Raw genomic sequence first — 17,366 nt, forward strand, 5'->3', positions numbered from 1 at the left:
AACTTTTCGCTACTTTTAATAGAATCGTTTTCATATAACGAAGTCTAATCTCTCCCAATCTGCGATGTTTATGCCAAGCAAATAATTGTATCTAATTTCCGAAACAAACTCTTTTCTAGATACATGTAATCATTTATGATGAAATTTCTATTCATCCTGCCACTGAAATAGGTACTTGCTCTATCATATGAATAAGTATTTTTGCAGTCTCAATATTAGTAGCAAGTGGGACTTTATATACATCACACAATCTCATCAATGCTGCTACGTCGGGTTCATGCGGATGTGCAGTTAGCGGATCTCTTAAAAAAATCACAAAGTCAATTGAATTCTTCGTTATTAGTGAACCAATTTCCTGATCACCACCATAGGGACCTGATTTAAGACATGTAATATCTAAGCCTGTCGCTTCATTAATTTTTTTTCCAGTTGTTCCAGTTGCAAATAAGAAATGCTTTTCTAACGTTAATTTGCAGTTTGTTGCAAGTTGTACCATCTCTATTTTCATATTATCATGAGCAATAAGTGCTATTCGCATCCAATAATCCCCCTAGTTTTTCTCTATCCTTTTTACTCACTTCAAAATAATATTTATAGTTTCAGAATTATAATATGAAATATTTATAACTGAAGTTATTTAAAGAGGATTAGATTGTATTACATATAATAGATTCAGACTAAAAAACGTATACTTTACAAATAGGTTCCCATGAATAACTAAAAGAATATTCAAAATCACAAACACTGAACAGCTATATAACGATTTATTTTTATAACTATTTCATTCTAGTGTTTATGTTTACACTTGTGAAATCGATACCTTTTGTACCATTAATTTTTCACTTGTTATATCCTTTAGTTACATATTTCACATTCTTTTTTTATCCGCAATTTTTTTTCGGTTTAGAATTGCCTGATAATTCTCTCTAAAAAAAACAACTAGCATACCCATATGAAACGATCAACTATTTATCTTATCCATAATTTTTATATTCTAGGACCTCATTTCCATAAAAAGGATTATTAATTACACTTACTAACTTAATTAACATTCATTATATTAGCATAAAATGTATTTTATTGTAAATATTTTCTATATGAATATTTTGTAAAATATTCATATAGAAAATATTAGAAAATTAACATCATCCATAACAACTAGATATGAGAATATTCATTTTATAGAAGATACCTTAAAATGTAAATTCCCTAAGGTATCTTCTAATCATTCCTTTATTTTTTTAATGAAGGAACTAATTCATTATTTCAACTATGCTTTCACCGAAATTGATAGCTCCATCTGGTCCATCACTAGTTATAATATCTTTGTGAGAAACAACATGTTGTGCAACATACTCTACATTATTATCCTTCAAAGCGTTGATCATCACATCTACTGGATAACATGTTGCCTTCCTTCCAGAAAGTAAACCGGTTTCAGCTACCACTACAGATCCAGCACAAATTCCCGTTACCAGTACTTTTTGCTTATAAGCTTGTTGTAGATAATCTATTAACGTTTGATTTTCCCATAGATGATCAATAGTACCAGACCCCCCAATAACAGCTATAACATCATAGTTATTAGATGGGACTTCAGAAAAAACAACATTTGATGTCACTTTCCCTTTATAGTCTCCTTTAATTTCACCAGTTATTGTACTCGCCACAGTCACATCTATTCCTGCATTTTCCAAAACTTCTTTTGGATGAAATAATTCATCTTCATTGAATCGGTCTGGTGGTATAATAAACAGTGCTTTTTTACTCATAATATGCTTCCCCCTTGAAGTAAAGTGTTTTATTAAATCTAAATATAGCTTACCTTTGATTTATATTCATGTAAATAATGCACTTTTTTGTAAGGTAGTTACCAAAAGGTTACTATCGTAACATTATAAATAGTCAGTGAAATAAACCATTTGTAATGATAATGTGTTTAATAAAAAATAGTTCTGCTACAAATATCTAAAGAATAATATGGGGAATAGTACATTCCTAGCGCACTAACTTAATTTATACTATCATTCATCAAATCTGCTCACTCTCTATTTAATAGATATAAAGAAATGTTCTTAATATCGGATTTAGTGCAAAGAAGTGAAATGAATACATTTTATAATTTACAACTAAAGTATTGGTTCGTTCGTTTAGGGATTATGTACTATGCGGATAATTTATTAAGTAACAAGGAAAACAAATCTACCTTAAGCTATGAAATGTAGTGGGACCATAGAGGATCATACTGCTATTGGACATGAATTACCTCTTTTAGAGGAAAGAAATGAAGCTTACATACAAAGCGATTCAACAGCTAAATTAGAGCAAATAACAGCTGAACAATTACATATTTTAGATTCAGAACTTGAGAAATTAAATCAATAAGAAAGTTGTTTCAACACTATGTAATAAAACTTCAACATAGCGCTACGTTGGGGCTTTATTACTACCTATTCATAGAAAGCAATTCTTAAGAACAACACACTATAACACCTTCTGGGACATTCACCTTATTGTCCTCTATCCTCCCTTCCATAATTTTGATCTTTTTTAACAGAGCTTTTTCAGCTTTTAATACGTTTCGTTCCGCTTCCAAACGTGCATATTTCTCTTCTAATATAAGTTCTTTTCTCCACTTTCTTCCGGAGTTTTCCTTACGTGTATCCCTTAAACCAAATATACCCTTTTCCTTATAGGAGGTACTCCAGCTATTTCTTGATGACACAACACGTTGCAGACCGATGACATCTATATCAAATCCACATTCTTCAAAAATAATACGAGGTGGTTTTCCTTTTTCATTTTCTTTAATAAAAATACGTTTGAATTCATCTGTATCGATAATTCCTTTCTGACTGACTGATTTTACGTATCGATTTTTTGATAGGGCTTGAACTTCTTTTTCTGTAAACAGTTTTTTCGTCATTTTGAAATTTCTCTGATTCTCATTTTTCTCTCATTATACAAGAAATACCCTATAGAATAGACTCTTTTTAAATGTCTATTCTATAAGGTATAGTTTATACGACTACTTTTCTTTACAACTTATTAAACTGTGTAACGCTCATCTTCTAAAATTTTCGCAGCGATTTCACGTTTCTTCGGAATTACGTTAAGTGGTGTGTGGCGAGTTAATTTACGTAATGATGATAACATCATGCGCAGCATGTCGCCGTTTTCAACTGCGATAAGTGTTTCTTTCGCATCTGCTTCGATTTCGTTGAATGCTTCTTGGCAGAATACTTCAGTGTATAACACTTTTTGTTTATTCTTTTCAAGACCAGTTGTTTTAATCGCTTTTTCTGTACGAAGAACAGCTGACTCCATTGCGTATAGGTTGCTTACGATGTCAGCGATATTCACAAGAACTTCTTGCTCTTTATCTAATGCTTTACCGTATTTTTGAGCAGCTAATCCAGCTACCATTAAGCCGATTTTCTTCGCGTTAGTTACTAAATATTTTTGAAGTGCTAATGGCTCATCGCCTACTTCTTCTGGCATCATCATCATTAACTCTTCTTGTAATTTTTGTGCTTTTTGAAGAAGTGGTAATTCACCTTTCATCGCTTTACGTAAGAACGTACCTGGTACGATTAGGCGGTTAATTTCGTTCGTTCCTTCGAAAATACGGTTAATACGAGAATCGCGGTACATTCTTTCAATCTCGTACTCTGCCATAAATCCGTAACCACCGTGAATTTGAACACCTTCATCTACTGTATAATCTAATACTTCAGAACCGAATACTTTATTTAAAGAGCACTCGATTGCATATTCAGCGATAGAAGCTGCTACTGCTTTACCGTCCTTTACTTCTTCTTCAGATAATGTGCTCATGCGGCTTTCGAATAAACCTACTGTACGGTATACAGAACTTTCAGCTGCATATGTTTTTGCTGCCATATTGGCAAGTTTCTCTTGAATTAATGGGAAACGAGCGATTGGTTGTTTGAACTGTTGACGTTGGTTCGCATATTGTGCTGAAATTTCTACTGCACGTTTCGCAGATCCAACTGTACCAACACCTAATTTATAACGACCGATATTTAAAATGTTGAATGCGATAATATGACCTTTACCGATTTCACCAAGTAAGTTCTCTTTCGGTACTAATGCATCTTCTAAAATCAACGTACGAGTTGAAGAACATTTAATACCCATTTTCTTTTCTTCTGGGCTTGTAGATACGCCAGCATATTCTTTCTCTACGATAAATGCTGAGAAGTGCTCTCCATCAATTTTTGCGTATACGATAAATACGTCAGCGAATGCAGAGTTTGTAATCCATTGCTTTTCACCATTTAATACGTAATGTGTACCTTCTGCATTTAAACGTGCAGTTGTTTTTGCGCCTAATGCGTCAGATCCTGAACCTGGCTCAGTTAATGCGTATGCAGCTAATTTTTCACCAGTTGCAAGTAATGGTAAATACTTTTTCTTTTGCTCTTCGTTACCGAATAACACGATTGGTAACGATCCGATACCTACGTGAGCACCGTGAGTAATTGCAAAACCACCAGCGCGAGAGAATTTCTCTGCGATTAACGCTGAGCTTACTTTATCAAGGCCAATTCCGCCGTACTCTTCTGGTACGTCAGCGCCTAATAAACCAAGTTCCCCAGCTTCTTTTAAAAGACGAACAGAACGATCAAACTCGTGTTGCTCTAAATATTCAAGCTCTGGAAGAACTTCATTTACGATAAAGTCCTCTGTCGTTTTCGCAATCATTTTATGCTCAGATGAAAAATCTTCTGGCGTAAACACTTGATCAATCGTAATCTCATCAACTAAAAAGCTACCGCCTTTAACCGCACTTCCTACTGTTTTTTCCATGAAAATTTCCTCCTTCATATTTTCATGAGCTGCTTCTCTCATTTTGAAAGAAGCTAGCTCTCCCTTTTGTTTTTATAAACCTTTGTCGCTTCCATTCTTCATAATCCAGTTCCAGTGGCTAAAACAGTCGGTCGTTTCACCCCTTCCTGTGAGGCAAAAAGCGCCTCTTCGTCAGGGCTTCCAACGCCCTCCTGTTCTGAGCGAGCCACTTCCACTTTTTTTAATCCAGTTCCAGCGGCTAGAATGTTCGGTGGCTTTGCTTCTTCCTGCGAGGCAAAGAGCGCCTCTACGTCTGAAGCTCCATCCCCCTCACATTCTGAACGAGCCGCTTCCACTTTTTTTATAGTAATTCAAACACTCCTGCTGCTCCCATTCCGCCGCCGATACACATTGTTACGATACCGAATTGTTGGTTGCGGCGTTTCATTTCGTGAATAAGAGATAGTGTTAGTTTTGCTCCTGTACAGCCAAGTGGATGTCCAAGTGCGATTGCACCGCCGTTTACGTTTACTTTTTCTTCATCTAAACCAAGTTCACGAATAACTTGGATCGATTGAGAAGCGAATGCTTCGTTTAGTTCGAACAAGCCAATATCAGATAGCTCTAAGCCAGCTAATTTTAACGCCTTTGGAATTGCTGCGATTGGACCGATTCCCATTACTTCTGGTGGTACGCCAGCTACTGCGAATGAACGGAATTTCGCAAGTGGTTTCATTCCATCACTCACTGCTTTTTCACGATCCATTAATAGTACAGATGCTGCACCGTCACTCATTTGTGAAGAGTTACCAGCTGTTACAGAACCGCGAACGTTAAATGCTGGACGTAATTTACCTAAAATGTCTAGCGTCGTTTCTGCTCTTACGCCTTCGTCTTGTGCGAAAATGATTGTTTCTTCTTGCAGTTTATTGTTTGATCCAACAGTACGTAACGTTACATCTACAGATACTGTTTCATCAGCGAAGTTACCTGCAGCTAATGCTTTCGCAGCACGTTGATGACTTCTTACTGCAAATGCATCTTGCTCTTCACGAGAAATTCCATATTTCACAGCAACTTGCTCTGCTGTATGTCCCATGCCCATATAATATTCTGGAGCCGCTTCTACAAGGCGACTATTCGGACGAACAACGTGTCCCATCATCGGAACTAAACTCATTGATTCCGCTCCGCCTGATAATACCGCTTCCGAATGACCAAGCATAATGCGCTCTGCTCCGTAAGCGATACTTTGTAAACCTGAAGAACAGTAACGGTTAATCGTAATAGCTGGAACATCGTAAGAAAGTCCTGCTAATCCACCGATATTACGAGCCATATTTAAACCTTGCTCTGCTTCTGGCATTGCACAACCGAAAATTAAATCATCGATTGGTCCTTCATAATTCGCACGCTTTAACGTTTCTTTTACTACTAACGCCCCTAAATCGTCAGGACGAACTGTTTTTAATGAACCCCTCTTTGCTTTTCCAATTGGTGTTCTTGCTCCCGCAACAATGACAGCTTCTCTCATGAACGATATCTCCCCTCGTTATTAGTTACGTAATGGCTTTCCTTTTACAAGCATGTGCTGCATTCTTGCTTGTGATTTCATCTCACTTACTAAGCTAATAAATGCTTCACGTTCTACATCTAATAAATACTGCTCATCAACTTCTGTTCCGTACGGTACTTTTCCGCCCGCAATGACATATGCAAGTTTCTTCGCAATGTGAAGATCATGTTCAGAAATGTAACCTGATAAATGCATTGCTTCTGCACCAAGTACAAGCGTTGCATAGCCTGTTTCACCAACAACTGGTATCTTTTTGCGAATCGGTGCTTTATAACCCGCTTCATATAAAGAAAGTGCTTTTTGTTTCGCATCATATAGTAAGTGATCACCATTCACACTAATACCGTCTTTATCGCCTAAGAAGTTGTTCGCTACAGCTTCTTGTGCTGATGTAGAAACTTTCGCCATCGCTACAGATTCAAATACTTTATTCGCAACTTTTTGCAGATCAAACTCTACACCGTTTGGCATTTGGTTTAAGTGTTTAATGTATAGCTCTTTATTACCGCCTCCGCCAGGGATTAAGCCAACACCAACTTCTACTAAGCCCATATATGTTTCACTAGAAGCTTGAATGCTCGCTGCTGGTAAGCATACTTCTGTACCTCCGCCAAGCGTCATACCATATGGAGCTGCTACAACTGGCTTAGAAGAGTATTTAATTTTCGTCATTGCATCTTGGAAGTTTTTCACAACCCACTCAATTTCAAAGTAGTTGTCATCTTGTGCTTCCATTAAGATCATCGCTAAGTTCGCACCAACGCAGAAGTTCTTCGATTGGTTACCGATAACAAGACCTTTATAATTCTTTTCTACTTCATCAACAGCGTAGTTAATCATTTGCGTAATATCCATACCAATTGCATTGCTCTTCGAATGGAATTCTAAGCAAAGGATGCCGTCACCTAAATCAATTAAGCTCGCTCCGCTATTTTTCTTTAATACACCATTTTTCGCTTTTAATTGTTTAAGCGAAATTGCCTTTTTATTACGTTCGATTAGCTTATATTCGCCATTATCGTAATAGTAGCTATCTCCGTTATCATGTTTGTAGAAAGTAGTGAAACCTTTCTCTACCATTTCTTTCACCCAAGTCGGAACAACTACGCCGTTTTCTTCCATCTTTTGAACGGACTTTTCAACGCCGATTGCATCCCAAACTTCAAATGGTCCTTGCTCCCAGCCGAAGCCCCACTTCATCGCTTGGTCAATTGCAACGATATCGTCAGCAATTTCTTTATGAAGTTTTGCAGAGTATAAAAGAGTCGGTGTAATGATATTCCATAACAACTCTCCTGCGCGGTCTTTCGCATATACAAGCGCTTTCAATTTATTCGATAAACCTTTTTCTTGTTTACTTAACTCGATAGATGCAGCTTTTAATTTTTTGCGTGCTTCATATTCCATCGTTTCAGGATTTAATTCTAAAATTTCTTTTCCTTGTTTTAAGAAGAAGCCTTGACCTGTCTTGCTTCCAAGCCATTTTTTATCAAGCATGTCATGCATGAAAGCTGGTACTTTAAATACATCACGCTCTTCTTCTTGTACGTTTTCATATACGTTATTTGCAACGTGTACGAATGTATCTAAACCAACAACATCTAATGTACGGAACGTTGCGCTCTTCGGACGACCAATAAGTGGGCCTGTTACAGAGTCAACTTCCCCAATGCTATAGCCGCGTTTTATCATCTCTTGAAGAGTTACTAATAAACCGTACGTACCGATGCGGTTTCCAATAAAGTTTGGTGTGTCTTTTGCGATAACAACGCCTTTTCCAAGAACGTCTTCGCCAAATAATTTCATGAAGCTTAATACTTGTGGATCTGTTTCTTTCGTCGGTATTACCTCTAGAAGTTTTAAATATCGTGGTGGGTTAAAAAAGTGTGTACCTAAGAAGTGTTTCTGGAAGTCGTCTGAACGACCTTCTGCCATTTTTTCTACTGAAATGCCTGACGTATTCGAGCTTACAATAGAACCCGGTTTACGAACAGCATCTACTTTTTCAAATAGTTTCTTTTTAATATCTAAGTTTTCAACTACTACTTCAATAATCCAATCAACATCAGCTAGACGCTCAAGATCATCTTCTAAGTTACCTGCTTCAATCAGTGCTAGATTTCCTTTCACTGTCAGAGGAGCTGGTTTTTGCTTTAATAGTTTTTGTACAGCCGTATTACTAAAACGATTTCTCACACTTTTATGTTCTAATGTAAGTCCCTTCGCTTCCTCTTCTTTTGTTAGCGCAGGTGGTACAATATCAAGCAATAATGTCGGAATACCAATATTAGCTAAGTGTGCCGCAATCCCTGAACCCATTACGCCTGAACCTAGAACAGCAGCCTTTTTAATTTGGAACATCCAATTCTCCCCCTATTCTTGAATGAATGCTCATTCAATTTTTCGACATAAGTCGCAATCAATGAGTGAGCCTCTACTAATAAATATATGATACAGTTTGAATTTTCGCAATATATTTATTGATAAAATTTTCTGAAATAAATATTTTTCTTTTATTTGCCCATGCTATATGTATGTATTTTCTTCACTCAAATACACTTTTCCTTTTTATAATCTGACGAAACTGGAGGAATATATATGGCAAAACTTAAGAAGAACCCTTCAAAAGCTGGAATTAGCGCAGCAAGTGTAACCGGAAATGCAGGTCCTCATAATCACGTTGTGGAAAAGGGCCGTCAAGGTAATAACCAGCAATACAAGAAGCATAATATGGGCGAAAAATAACGGTATATTTTTGGGCAGAAAACGTGGCATAATGGGTAATGGCTGCTTTTTCTGCCCAATTTATTTGTACATATGGAAAACAAAAGAGGGAACGATGATGAAACGAACAATAGTTATGATTGTAATGATTGCTACACTATTTACAGGGATGATTTTCTTCTCTTACGCCCAAAGACAACAAGCTGTAAGAGCCGATCAACCCAGCATCACTGGACAATACGCCATTACAATCGATGCAGACACAGGTGAAATTTTGTATGGAAAACGAGAAGACGAACGCTCTTATCCGGCTAGTATAGCCAAAATGATGACAACCCTTCTTTTACTAGAGAATGTAAAAGAAGATGAAGAAATTACGATTACAGAGAACGCAATTAAAACAGAAAGTCAAAGTAAGAAAATTAAACTTCGTGCTGGGGAAAAGTTAAAGCGTGATGAGGCATTAAAACTGATGCTTATCATTAGTGCAGACCCAATAGCCGAATCCATCGCAGAACATATCGCAGGATCAAAAAATGAATTTGTAAAAATGATGAATGCTAGAGCGAAGGAACTTGGTACAAAGCATGCAACTTTCAAAAACGCAAGTGGCGCTGATGCACTCGGAAATAAAGTATCACCATATGACATTGCTATGATTACGAAAGAAGCATTAAAGTACCCAGTTGTTTTAGAATATATGAATTCAACACGTACAACTCTACATACTTCAGAACGCTCTCCAAACATCGCAAACTATGGACGAGAAGAACTATATGACGATCCATATGCAATTGGAAGTAAAAGCGGTCTATCAGCACTCGGAAAATATACGGTCGTAACAGTGGATGAAAAAGACGGTAAACGCGTCATTAATGTTGTATTATCTTCTACTCGCACGCAACTATATCCTGATACGAAAAAAATGGCACATTACGCATTTCAGCAATTAAAATAACCAAGGAGTATTTTCTCCTTGGTTATTTTTTAACCATACCTTTTAATACGAACGCAACGTTTGCTGGACGCTCTGCTAGACGACGCATGAAGTAGCCATACCAGTCGTTTCCATAAGGTACGTAAACACGCATTTTGTAACCTTCTTTTACTAGCTCAAGTTGACGCTCATTACGAATACCATATAACATCTGGAATTCAAATTGGTCTCTTGGAATATTGTGTTCTTCGGCAAGTTTTTTCGTATATTCAATAATCGCTTCGTCATGTGAAGCAATTGCAGTATAATTTCCATTTAATAAGTGCATTTTAATAATTTTTTTATAGTTATCATCTACATCTTTCTTATCCGGGAACGCTACCTCTTCAGGTTCTTTATAAGCTCCTTTTACAAGACGTAAATTCGGACTATAAGCATTTAATTCTTCCATATCTTTTTCTGTACGATAAAGGTAGGCTTGAATAACTGTACCAATATTATCGTATTCAGATTTTAATTGTTTAAAGATCTCAATTGTTTTCCCACAGCGCGTATAGTCTTCCATATCAATTGTAATAAACACACCATTTTCTTTTCCAGCTTCTAAAATACGGCGCATATTGTTCATTACGATTTCATCAGAGATATCTAATCCCATAGAAGTCATTTTTAAAGAAAGCTGTGAATTAAGACCTTCTCTTCCAATTGCACGAATCGCTTCAATCGATTCGCTAGCCATTTCATTTGCTTCCGCTTCGTTATCAACGAATTCACCTAAATAATCGATCGTTACACAAAGACCTTGCTTATTTAATGCTTTAATTGCAGCTGTCGCTAATTCAATCGTTTCCCCTGCGACAAAGCGACCTGCACCAAAGCGTAAACCGTACTTTTTAGCCAGTTTTGTTAGCGCTTTATTTTTTGACAAGAAAAGAAACGAATTTCGCATTAATTGTTCCATGTAATTCACCCCTATGACTGTGATTTATCTGTTTTTTACCCCTCTTCAAAATTATATCATTGTTTAAAATTATTGGATACAAATAATTATTTAGATAATTTATAAAATACTATAAAAACATTTAAAACCCTATATTTTCGCTTATAAATATGTAGGAAATATTTTTCGACATTTAGAAAAAACGAATTTACTAGGCACAAAATAAGCATGTCGAAAATATTCGACATGCTTATAAAACCCTTTATATTCCATGTAAATTATATAAGGATATTAATACAGAAAACTTGAGATTATATTTATCTCAAGTTTTTTTATTGCTCATTTCTCTTCTCTTCATTCAGCCTTTTAATATCTGTAATTAACTGCACCATCTCTTCTTTCGCATCAGGGTAAGTCTCATTCCAATGCTTCACTAAAGCCGGCATCGTCTTAGCTATGTAAGAATACAGTGCCCACTTCTGCACCTGTTCTTTTCTCTCTTCATTGCTCTCTCCAAGTAATAGTTCCGTGTATTTCTCTAACAACCCATCAAATTGTTCGTTAAACTTTTCACTCATCTTATCTACCTCCTATATGAAAAAAGCAGCGGAGGTCGCTGCTTTTTCTTATAATTTTGATCGAACAGAGTTTAATTTCTTCTCCATTGTGCTTACTTTATCACGACGATCATCGATACGAATTGTTGTCGCAACGCGCTGTGCACCTTTCGTATATGGAACTTCATGCATTTGTTGAATAACTTCTAGAATGACAGGAAGATCTCCTTCAATAATTGTATTCATTGGTGTTAATTGATATTTCACGCGATCTGCATTTTTCTCTAACACCTTTTGTACTTCTGCTACATATTCACTAACACTTGGATTACCCGTTCCTACTGGAATAATCGATACGTCAACAATTGCCATAGTAGTCTTCCTCCTATTACTTGCTTCTTATATATCCATTGTCTATTTTACCGAAATACTCATCATTTTACTAATTTGTTATTCCTCTATTTTAAATTGCTCAACTAATCTTTCTAAGTCTCTCATGTGCTCCGTCAGGCTTTCCATCGTATGAGCTACCTTTTCTAGATGATTCACTTGAGATTCAGTTGCAGCATTTACCTCTTCCGAAACAGCTGCGCTTTCTTGACTCGTACCAGCAATTGTATGCATTACCGTTGTAATTTCTCCTTGCTCATAACCAATGTTATATACCTCTTCTACAATTTGTTCCACTGAAGTACTAATCGTATTTACAACTGACATAATTGTACGGAATTCCGTTTCTGCCTCTGTCGTAACTTTATTTTGTATATCCGCAATGTCTTTCAACTTACTTACAACTTCTACAACTCGTCTTACCTCTACTTGTACATCACCAATCATCGTCGCAATTTCTACTGTTGCATCTTTTGATTGTTCCGCTAATTTCCGAACTTCTTCAGCAACAACAGCAAATCCTTTACCTTGCTCACCTGCACGCGCCGCCTCGATTGAAGCATTTAAAGCAAGTAAATTCGTTTGATCCGAAATACCTTTTATAAGCTCTACAACATTTTGAATCGATCCAACTCTTTGCTCTAACTTTCCGGAGGCTTCCTCTGTATGAACAACAATCGAAGATGACTGGCCCCTTGTACGAACTAAATTACGCATCGTATTTAATCCTTGCTTAGATGCCTCTTCAGCTTTGCCAGCCACTCCTTTTATTTCACCAACGGATTGATTCATTTGTTCCACTGACTGCGCCATATTCTCGAGCTGCTCTGAAACTTCATCTACACTATTAGCAAGAGTAGACGCTCCTCCGCTCACATCATCCATTGCACCTGACACTTCTCTACTAGCAGCTACAGTTTCAGTCGTTAAATAATGTAGATTATTCGTTGATTGCTGCACTGTTGATACACTATTTTTAATTTTGCTTACCATTTCATTCATTTGCTCAACCATATGATTAAAGTGATTCGTCAGCTCTCCAACTTCATCCTTACTAGTCACTTTCATTTGCAACGTTAAATCACCTTCTGCTACTTTTTGAACGTGATTCGTTAATAGTTGCAACGGTCTTGCTAACCTTCTTGAGAACAAGTATGAAGCTACGATTCCAACTAATAAGCTAATACATGCCATTATAAGGACTGTATTTCTCGTACTATTTAATAGCCCATCAATCGTTTCTTTCGGATAAAAAATTCCTATTTTCCATTTCATCAAATCAAATGACTGGCTATAAACAACTACATCTTCACCTTTTAATGTAGTAACAGCATATTTTGTTACCTCTTTATTTAAACTCTTCACAAGTGGCTCTTTCGAAACATCTTTCCCTATTTTCTCTGGGTAAACAAGAGCCATACTTTTATCATTTATAATAAACATTTCTCCGCCATTATTGTATTGAATATTATGAAGTAACTTCTGAATTGTTCCAAGTGATACATCCATCGCAACAACACCTAATACAGATCCATCTTGAGCTGTAATTGCTTTAGAAACTCCCACGCTTAACTTACCTGTTGCAATTTCATACATAGGTTGTCCCCAGTGAACCTTTTTCACATCAGCTTCTGAGTCTTTATACCATGGTCTTGTCGTTGGATCATATCCTTCTGGCACTTGTCCACCTTCAGCAAGATTGGCACTTAATGTTTTTTTATCTTTCGTACCAATATATAAGTCTAAAATGCCAGGATGATTCTTTTTGTACTCCGAAAACTCTTTCGTCAAAAATGCTTCTTCTTCTGGAGTAACTCCGTCTTGAAGTATATTACGAACCATCTCACTGTTCGCATAATATCCCATATCTTCATCCGTTCTTTGAACAAATGTCGTAAGTTGCTCTGTCACAAGATCCATCGTATTTTGAGAATACTGGTCTAAGGAGCGCACTTCCTTCTCTTTCTGTAATTGATACATAGCTGTGCCTAATATTACAAACATCATAGAAATAAGCACCGAAAATACTACTGCAATTTTTAAACGTAAACTTCTCAACATCTTCCCCCAAGCATCTCCTTCTCGTTGTATTATAATCATATTAATCACTATATTAAGTATAATGGATAAAATTAAAAAATTGAAATTAATTCTCATCTCAATTTGAGTAGAAAACATACTACCACTTGTGCAAAAACAAATAGTTCATTATCCTTAAGCTATATCATCTCATTCGTTCGGAGGGAACTATGTTACAAAAATTCGGTTTCTCACAGTATGAAAGCCAAGCTTATGAAGTTGTCGTATCAAGCAACGAACCACTAGATGCTACAACAATTGTGAAGCACTCTGGTGTTCCAAAAGCAAAAATATATGAAGTGCTAGCACGCCTGATCGATAAAGGCATGGTAATGGATTCTGTTTCTGAAAAGAAAAAGCTGTATACAGCATTACCACTCAAGCTAGCAATTGAAAAATTAACGACAGAATTTCAATCAAATATTAAAGAATTGGAAACGAATATATCGAAAAAATCATTTACAGATGACCGTGTATGGAGCTTAAAAATGCAATCTTCTATTCGAGTGCAAAGTAAAGAACTTATCGAAAGCGCAAAAGAATCGATTCGCATTTCAGCTTGGAATGATACTCTTTTAGAATACCTTCCTTCATTAGAAGAAAAGGCGAAACAAGGCGTCAAACTCGAATCGCTTATAGTTGGAAAAGTAGAAACAGAGTTAGACAACATGCATTTTCTAATCCCAACTGAAGAACCGAATGCATTAGAGCGCTATTTACTACTCATCGTTGACAACCGCGAAATTTTATTTGCTGGTGTAGAGCAAGAATCATGGCAAGCAATGAAAACAATGTCGCAACCTTTCGTAAAGTTCTTTACAGAATTTTTCTATCACGACGTTGCACTTGCGAAAATTACAGAGAAGCATCTTGATCTCTTCATGCAAGATGAGGAAATTAAGAGTTTGTTGAGGAAATTGAGATACTAAAAAAACGCCTCTATTACAAGGCGTTTTTTTCTACATTTCTTTTCTATTTTTCATCCTTAACACATAAGCACCCGCAATAATAAAACCAATTCCTAAAACGAATAAAGCGGTAAATTCATTGCCGACGCCGCCAGTAGCTGGTAAACGCACTTCATTATGAGTATTAGGTTGTGGCATTGGCTTCACATCAGTGGAAGGTTTCACTTCTCCATTCGGTGTTGGCTTATTTGGCTTAGAAGGAAGCGATGCCTTTTCTCCTTTCTTATTTTTCACAATATGTTTAATAATTTCTCCATCCTCTTTTATTTCAAATGCGAATGTCTCTTCATTTATTACATATCCATTTGGTGCTATTGTTTCTTTATACGTGTACTTTCCGTATGGTAATTTGAATTTCGCTATACCTTGCTCATTTGTTTTTCCTTTTGCTACTTCTTTTCCTTGTTCGTTGTAGATAGTAAATTCTGCATTTGGCAGTTTCGTATTCCCATCCGCTATATCTACTTTCGTTATTTCTAACTCACCTTCTACCTTCTTATCTTGAACGATATGTTTAATAATCTCTCCATTCTCTTTTATTTCAAATGAGAACGTCTCTTCATTTATTACATAGCCATTCGGTGCTATTGTTTCTTTATACGTGTACTTTCCGTATGGTAGTTTGAATTTCGCTATACCTTTTTCATCCGTTTTCCCTTTTACTACTTCTTTTCCTTGTTCATTGTAGATTGTAAATTCTGCGTTCGGCAGTTTCGTATTTCCATCCGCTACGTCTACTTTCGTTATTTCTAATTCACCTTCTATTTTCTTATCTTGAACGATATGTTTAATAACTTCTCCATCCTCTTTTATTTCAAAGGCGAATGTCTCTTCATTTATTACATATCCATTTGGCACTATTGTTTCTTTATACGTGTACTTTCCGTATGGTAATTTGAATTTCGCTATACCTTTTTCATCCGTTTTCCCTTTTACTACTTCTTTCCCTTGTTCGTTGTAGATTGTAAACTCTGCATTCGGTAATTTTGTATTCCCATCGGCTATATCTACTTTCGTTATTTCTAATTCACCTTTTACATTTTCATTTTTCAACTCTAATACAGCAGTTTCACCAGTTTTCACTTCAACTTTTTTAACACTTCCGTCTAACACATATCCAGCTGGCGCTTGAATTTCTTTGACGCTATATATACCGATTGGAAGATTGCCTAACTCTGCAATCCCCTTATCATTAGTCGTAACATTTTGTTTAAAGTTTTCATTAGAAACTTCAAACACAGCCCCTTTTAATAATTCCTTTTTTTCTCCTAATTTCATAATCTTTAAAGAGCCTACTGTTTCCCAATTTACAACTAAATCTGTACTCATTTTCTCACTATTTCTTTGTAACAATACTGTTGTATTTTGAACTTTTTCTGATCCCTTAAAAGCTATTGCTTGTAAATTTGTTAAAGTAGACTTCACTTTCATTTTAAAATTACCACTACTCGTATCTTTCGGGATTAATATTTTAAATTTTTCGTTAATTGATAATGTACTTTTCTCTTCTCCATTTTCATTTACAATTCGAACCCCTTTAGGAGCGTTTTCAGGAAGAATTGTATAAGAGCCAGAAACCGCATTTGTTTGCACTGCATAAAATCCTGTTTCTAAATAATTACCTTTTTGTGTAGCAGTTTGTGGATCTACAGGATTAACTTTAAAAAATACATCTTGTGATCCAGTTTCTTTTTTTGAAACCTCTACTAAACGCTTCATAAGATTATGTACTCGTTCATTTTTTGCAACTAAATCTTCTACCGTTAATTCATTTGCTGCAATCCATACCGCTAATTGTGTAGCATAATGCGCTTCTTCTACTGTCGCTACCCCTAATTCAGATGGGCTTTTTTGAGGATACCCATTTAATAAAATACGATATACGGCATCAGATGTTTTCCCCATTTCAGGCAAATCATCCCCATTGGGAGAACGCAAATCAGGCGTTAAACAATACGCAATACTACCCGAAGCCGTTTTAATTATTTCTGTTTTTATTTCACGATGTTTCGAATTACTATAACTCCAATCCATTTTATATGTTTCTCTGTTCATTACTTCTGCCTTTACTTGCGGCATTGCAATTCCTAATAAAATAATAAGAGCACTTAAAAAACTAAACCATTTCCCTACCATCTTTCGTTTCATTCTCTCCACCACCATATATAAATTTCTACATGAAGCAATCTTACTGTTTCATTGTACTTATAGTGAAAAAAAGAGAATAGGTGGTTTTTTTGTATTATCTTGTCGAATTGTTGAGAAAGTTTCAAAGCAATAAGCAACATTACAATTGTTTGTTCTCATGCTGCTATTGACAAATGAATGTTACATATTTAAAATTTTTAAAAATAATAAAAAGACACTTTATAAGTGCCTTTTT

At 36.0% G+C, this 17,366-nt stretch carries 14 protein-coding genes and 1 pseudogene; 3 read left to right on the top strand and 12 right to left on the bottom strand.

Annotated features, from left to right (window positions below; genetic code table 11):
- Positions 1–151 precede the first annotated feature (151 nt).
- From MHB74_RS24820 to MHB74_RS24850, 7 genes and pseudogenes are all read right to left on the bottom strand, one after another.
- Complete coding sequence (locus tag MHB74_RS24820; RefSeq protein ID WP_061678006.1) at positions 152–538, bottom strand: methylglyoxal synthase; 387 nt, start codon at positions 536–538, stop codon at positions 152–154.
- A gap of 715 nt (positions 539–1,253) precedes the next feature.
- A complete protein-coding gene (locus tag MHB74_RS24825; RefSeq protein ID WP_061678005.1) occupies positions 1,254–1,772 on the bottom strand; it encodes a DJ-1/PfpI family protein in 519 nt (172 codons plus the stop codon).
- Between the two features lie 750 nt (positions 1,773–2,522).
- A pseudogene (locus tag MHB74_RS24830) lies at positions 2,523–2,926 on the bottom strand (HTH domain-containing protein); the annotation flags it as partial.
- Positions 2,927–3,048: 122 nt separating this feature from the next.
- Positions 3,049–4,833 carry an acyl-CoA dehydrogenase family protein gene (locus MHB74_RS24835; protein WP_061678003.1) on the bottom strand — a complete coding sequence of 595 codons (1,785 nt, stop codon included), beginning with the start codon at positions 4,831–4,833 and terminating at the stop codon, positions 3,049–3,051.
- Positions 4,834–4,931: 98 nt separating this feature from the next.
- The gene (locus tag MHB74_RS24840; protein WP_061678002.1) at positions 4,932–5,168 is read right to left on the bottom strand and encodes a hypothetical protein; all 237 of its coding nucleotides are present in this window, start codon (positions 5,166–5,168) and stop codon (positions 4,932–4,934) included.
- Positions 5,169–5,173: 5 nt separating this feature from the next.
- Positions 5,174–6,346 (bottom strand): acetyl-CoA C-acetyltransferase, encoded by a 1,173-nt coding sequence (locus MHB74_RS24845; protein ID WP_001206343.1) that lies wholly within the window; start codon positions 6,344–6,346, stop codon positions 5,174–5,176.
- A gap of 21 nt (positions 6,347–6,367) precedes the next feature.
- A complete protein-coding gene (locus tag MHB74_RS24850; RefSeq protein WP_061678001.1) occupies positions 6,368–8,749 on the bottom strand; it encodes a 3-hydroxyacyl-CoA dehydrogenase/enoyl-CoA hydratase family protein in 2,382 nt (793 codons plus the stop codon).
- Between the two features lie 237 nt (positions 8,750–8,986).
- Between MHB74_RS24850 and MHB74_RS24855 the strand changes: the two genes are divergently transcribed.
- Both MHB74_RS24855 and MHB74_RS24860 read left to right on the top strand, forming a co-directional pair.
- Positions 8,987–9,133 (top strand): YuzL family protein, encoded by a 147-nt coding sequence (locus MHB74_RS24855; RefSeq protein WP_061678000.1) that lies wholly within the window; start codon positions 8,987–8,989, stop codon positions 9,131–9,133.
- A 97-nt stretch (positions 9,134–9,230) separates the two neighbouring features.
- Complete coding sequence (locus MHB74_RS24860) at positions 9,231–10,070, top strand: D-alanyl-D-alanine carboxypeptidase family protein (RefSeq protein ID WP_000831469.1); 840 nt, start codon at positions 9,231–9,233, stop codon at positions 10,068–10,070.
- A gap of 22 nt (positions 10,071–10,092) precedes the next feature.
- On the opposite strand, the gene MHB74_RS24865 is transcribed toward MHB74_RS24860, so the two are convergent.
- The 4 genes from MHB74_RS24865 to MHB74_RS24880 form a co-directional block, all read right to left on the bottom strand.
- A complete protein-coding gene (locus MHB74_RS24865; RefSeq protein ID WP_000436767.1) occupies positions 10,093–11,010 on the bottom strand; it encodes a proline dehydrogenase family protein in 918 nt (305 codons plus the stop codon).
- Positions 11,011–11,321: 311 nt separating this feature from the next.
- Positions 11,322–11,567 carry a YusU family protein gene (locus MHB74_RS24870; protein WP_001290594.1) on the bottom strand — a complete coding sequence of 82 codons (246 nt, stop codon included), beginning with the start codon at positions 11,565–11,567 and terminating at the stop codon, positions 11,322–11,324.
- A gap of 48 nt (positions 11,568–11,615) precedes the next feature.
- Positions 11,616–11,918 (bottom strand): MTH1187 family thiamine-binding protein, encoded by a 303-nt coding sequence (locus MHB74_RS24875; RefSeq protein WP_001018860.1) that lies wholly within the window; start codon positions 11,916–11,918, stop codon positions 11,616–11,618.
- Positions 11,919–11,996: 78 nt separating this feature from the next.
- Entirely contained in the window at positions 11,997–13,997 is a 2,001-nt protein-coding gene (locus tag MHB74_RS24880; protein WP_061678034.1) for a methyl-accepting chemotaxis protein, read from the bottom strand.
- Between the two features lie 188 nt (positions 13,998–14,185).
- On the opposite strand from MHB74_RS24880, the gene MHB74_RS24885 reads away from it, so the two are divergent.
- Positions 14,186–14,944, top strand: coding sequence for a TrmB family transcriptional regulator (locus tag MHB74_RS24885; RefSeq protein WP_061677999.1), 759 nt, complete (start codon positions 14,186–14,188; stop codon positions 14,942–14,944).
- A gap of 30 nt (positions 14,945–14,974) precedes the next feature.
- Here the strand turns inward: MHB74_RS24885 and MHB74_RS24890 are convergent, their stop codons facing one another.
- Positions 14,975–17,131, bottom strand: a complete 2,157-nt coding sequence (locus tag MHB74_RS24890; RefSeq protein ID WP_061677998.1) for a SpaA isopeptide-forming pilin-related protein — start codon at positions 17,129–17,131, stop codon at positions 14,975–14,977.
- Between the last annotated feature and the right edge of the window lie 235 nt (positions 17,132–17,366).

The sequence above is a fragment of the Bacillus sp. FSL K6-0069 genome (assembly GCF_038007785.1).
GTDB lineage: Bacteria > Bacillota > Bacilli > Bacillales > Bacillaceae_G > Bacillus_A > Bacillus_A mobilis.